Source organism: Microcoleus sp. Pol12A5 (assembly GCF_036701435.1).
In the GTDB taxonomy this organism is placed as follows: Bacteria; Cyanobacteriota; Cyanobacteriia; order Cyanobacteriales; family Microcoleaceae; genus Microcoleus.
On record NZ_JAUBQU010000222.1, the window covers coordinates 1 to 4,562 of the forward strand.

General features: G+C 50.1%; 2 protein-coding genes. One reads left to right on the top strand and one right to left on the bottom strand.

Annotated features, from left to right (window positions below):
- Positions 1–3,078 (top strand): AAA-like domain-containing protein (locus tag QUA45_RS27955; RefSeq protein WP_333223129.1); only part of this gene is annotated, 3,078 nt, incomplete at its 5' end.
- Between the two features lie 244 nt (positions 3,079–3,322).
- On the opposite strand, the gene QUA45_RS27960 is transcribed toward QUA45_RS27955, so the two are convergent.
- Positions 3,323–4,562: calcium-binding protein (locus tag QUA45_RS27960; RefSeq protein WP_333223131.1), on the bottom strand; the 1,240-nt coding region annotated here is incomplete at its 5' end.

Below are 4,562 nucleotides of genomic sequence, written 5' to 3' on the forward strand. Positions count from 1 at the left end.
ATTCGTTATTGTTACAACCAACGAGCCATTAATCCAGAATACAATCGGATTACCTTCGCAATTTTCGGAGTAGCTACACCCAGCGATTTAATCGCCGATAAAAATCGGACACCTTTTAATATCGGACAATCGATCGAGTTGTCAGGATTTAGCTTAGAAGAAGCGCAACCATTAGCGAAAGGGTTAGAAAAGGTCATAGCAAATCCGCAGGTAGTTCTCAAAGAAATCTTAGAGTGGACGGGAGGACAGCCCTTTTTAACGCAAAAAATATGTGAATTAGTAGTAAAAATGGCGCGGGAAGCCCACACGGGTGATTTAAAAATTCCACCGGGAACAGAGGGATTTTTTGTGGAGTCGTTGGTGAGAGAAAATATCATCAATAAATGGGAATCGCAAGATGAACCCGAGCATTTAAAGACTATTCGCGATCGCATTATTGGCAACAAACAACTCACAGCACGTAGCTTAGGTATCTATCAAAACCTCTTACAATGTGGTGAAATTGAAGCGGATGATAGTCGAGAGCAGATCGAACTGCTGCTATCAGGTGTGGTAGTAAAGCAACAAGGTTTTTTAAAGGTCAGTAACCCGATTTATCAAGCAGTGTTTCACCTACAATGGGTAGAAAAACAGTTAGAGCAACTGCGCCCTTACTCCCAAGCTTTCAACGCTTGGATCGCTTCAAAACAAACCGATGAATCGCGATTGTTGCGCGGACAATCCCTAAAAGACGCTTCCTACTGGGCCCAGGGAAAAAGTTTGAGCGATTTGGATTATCACTTTTTAGCGGCTTCTGGCGAATTAGACAGGCTGGAAGTGCAGCAAGCGCTGGAAGCAGCGAGGCTCAGAGAAGTTGAAGCCAGACTGGCAGAAGAACACAAGCGGTTAGTTTTAGAGCGAGAGACGGCAAAGCGGCAGCGAAGATTTCTTGGGGCGCTGAGTGGAGCACTGATAGTTGCGATCGCCTTTGGCATTCTCGCCCTTTGGCAATATCATCACGCCCTCACCAGCGAGCAGCAAGCCAGAATCAGCGAAATTCAAGCTCTATCCTCCTCATCAGCAGGGCAATTCGCTTCCCAACAGCGATTAGATGCCCTCGTGAGCGCCATCAAAGCCAGACGCAGGATCGACAGCCTAGCTAATTCCAGCCCCCAGTTGCCATCTCAAGTTCAACAAGTGCTGCAACAAGCCATCTATGGAACGGCAGAATTCAATCGCCTGTTGGGGCATTCCAGCCCGGTTCTGGCAGTTGATATCAGCCCAGACGGTCAACTCATCGCTACCGGAGGCGGCGACCAAACAGCCAAGATCTGGCAACGGGATGGTACCTTGCTGCATACTCTCCAACACACAATCAGCAGCGTCTACGCCCTCCGTTTTACTCCCAACAGCCAGCGCCTGGTAACATCCAGCGTGGACGGCAACATTTATCTGTGGAGTCGGGAAGGCAAACTGCTCAAAACCTTTCAGGGACACAAGGCTGCGATATGGGCGATCGCCGTGAGTCCAGACGGTGAGCGCATCGCCTCCGCCAGTGAAGACAGCACAATTCGACTGTGGAGCGTTGATGGCAAACCGCTCAAAACCCTGAGCGGACATCAAGGTGCAGTTTGGGGTGTTGCCTTTAGCCCGGATGGAAACCTCCTCGCCTCTAGCAGCACAGATAATTCGGTCAAAGTCTGGACTCTCGACGGCGAACTGGTGAGAACCCTAGAAGGTCACAGCGCAAGCGTTTGGGACGTTGAGTTCGCTTTAGTTGCAGACAATAGCGGCGTCAAACGTCCCGCCATTATCTCTGCCAGCGCTGACAACACTGTCAAACTCTGGCAACCAGACGGAACCCTGCTACGAACTCTTAGCGGTCACAGTTCGGAAGTGTTTGAAGTCGCCATCAGCACAGCAGGCGATGTCATTGCTTCCGCCAGCGCCGACCAAACTATCAACCTCTGGAAGCCGGACGGGACGCTGTTGAAAGTCCTCAAAGGGCATCAATCTGGAATTCGCGGGCTTGCTTTTATTCCCAACAGTCAAATGGTTGTCTCCGCTAGCGACGACAATACAGCTCGACTCTGGAATCCGACAAACCCCTTCTCGAAAGTCCTTTACGGACATGGTGGCACGATTTGGGATGTGGATTTCAGCCCGGACGGTCAAATGCTAGCCTCCGCCGGTTCGGATGGCAGCTTCAAACTGTGGGCGCGAGACGGCACGTTGCTGAAGTCTTTTGCCGGAAACGAGACTGCCGTTCGCTCCGTTGCTTTCCTCTCTGGTACCAATCCTGCGATCGCACCTTTCCTTGCTACCGCTAGTGAAGATAAAACAATTAAATTCTGGCAGTTCGACGGGACGCTGCTGAAAACCATAACAGGTCATGAAGCTGGAGTGTGGGATATCTCCCCAAGTCCAGATGGTCGGCTAATGGCTTCTGCTAGCAACGATAAAACCGTGAAACTGTGGAACAAAGACGGCACTTTGCTGAAAACTTTCACAGGGCATCGGGCTAGGGTTTACGATGTGGACTTTACCCCTGACGGACAGAGGCTGCTTTCAGCTAGTAGCGACAGCACTGCTCGGTTGTGGAGTCTTGACGGTAGGTTTTCCAAGACTCTAGAGGGCCATCGCAGCCCTGTTTGGGAAGTTGCCATCAGTCCAGACGGTCGCACTTTGGCAACTGCCAGCAGGGATGACACGATTAAACTCTGGACGAGTGATGGCGCGTTGCTCAAAACCCTCAAGGGAAATACTAGAGGCATGATGGCGGTTGATTTCAGTCCAGACGGTCAAATGCTGGTCGGGGGAGGCTCAACTGGCGCACTCAAACTTTGGAAAACCGACGGGACAGAAATAACGACGCTAACGGGACATGAAGGGAACGTTTGGGCGGTGGCGTTTAGTCCCGATGGCAAACAGATTGCTTCTGTTGGGGACGATCGCACGGTGATTTTATGGGATCTAGAGGGAATTCTCAAACTCGATGAACTGGCTTATGCGTGCGATCGTGTCCGGGATTATTTGCGAACTAATGCTGAAGTCAAGGAGGAGGACAGACATTTGTGCGATCGTATTAAAACGGAATAATATCAAGTCCGCTTTATTAGGAAAAAGAGATTAATATGTGTGGCTATAGCATCAGAAGATTAGAGGATATTTATCATGCTTGGCTGCTTTTTATTGAAAAATACTATAATACTAAATCCGGCGTAACTACTCCCTTTATCTCTCAGTCTGCAGAGGCGGACTTCGTTTGTTTAGTAGCGGTTTCAACCGACGAAGCATACCCAGAACGATCGAGGATATAGCCAAACCGGATTTAGTATGATAACTACAGAGTAATGAAATCGCTAGCGGTAAGAATACCGGGGGTAATATTGTTAAGCTTCGCCAACAATTGATTGGTATCCGTCACAGTAATCAAAGTTTGATTGTTGCTGGAAGTAATACTGAGTTGATTAAAACTCAAACCAGAATTTAACCCAATTAAATCCTCTCCCTTGCGGAAATCATTAATGATGTCGCTACCCACACTTTGATTGAGGAAAAACACATCATTTCCCGAACCTCCCGTCAATGTATCGTCCCCAACATCCCCGGAAAGGAAATCGGCACCGCTGCCACCGCTGAGAATATCATTACCTTTGCCGCCGTAGATGGTATCGTTACCGATGTCGCCACAGAGCACATCGTTTTCATTGCCACCCAACAGCAAGTCGTTGCCCTCACCGCCATCGAGACTGTCGTTTTCTTTGCCTCCGTACAGCGTGTCATGTCCCGACTCACCAAAAATTAGGTCTGCACCTTCATTACCAAAGGCAATATCGTTGCCGTTTCCGACATTAATTGTGTCATTTCCTAAGTTGCCTAAAATGTAGTCGTCCCCATCTTCACCCAGCAAGATATCGTCATCTTTACCGCCGAAAATGCTGTCGTTGCCAACGCCGCCGACAACTGTATCATTGCCTAAATCTCCCCTCAACAAGTCCTCGCCATCGGCGCCGACAACAGTGTCATTATCTTTGCCAGCGTAGATGGTATCGTTGCCAGCGCCGCCAGAGATGAAATCGCTGCCTTCATTGCCGAAGATTGAGTCGTTATCTGCTGCGCCGTCAATGTTGTCATTGCCGCCCATGCCGTAGAGAGTATCGTTGCCGGCTTGTCCGTTAATTGAGTCGTTGATGTCACCGCCCATGATGAAATCGGTAGTGTCGCCGCCGTTGATAGTTTGTTGGACGGGGTTGGGGGTGATGGTGGCAGGATCTAGTTGCGGGGCATTGAGGCTATTGAGTAGGCAATCATCTACCGCCGGAGTTGGTGTCGGTGCGGGTGTCGGTTCGGGTGTAGGCGTGGGAGTTGGTTCCGGTGTCGGAGTGGGAGTTGGTTCCGGTGTCGGAGTGGGAGTGGGTTCCGGTGTCGGAGTGGGAGTGGGAGTGGGCGTGGGAGTGGGAGTGGGAGTGGGCGTGGGAGTTGGAGTCGGCGTGACTGTAGGGCTAAATTCATAAGCGCCAATATCAACGATCGCACTTCCGTTATTATCACCATCTTGAGGGCGAGTCACACCGCGCTGA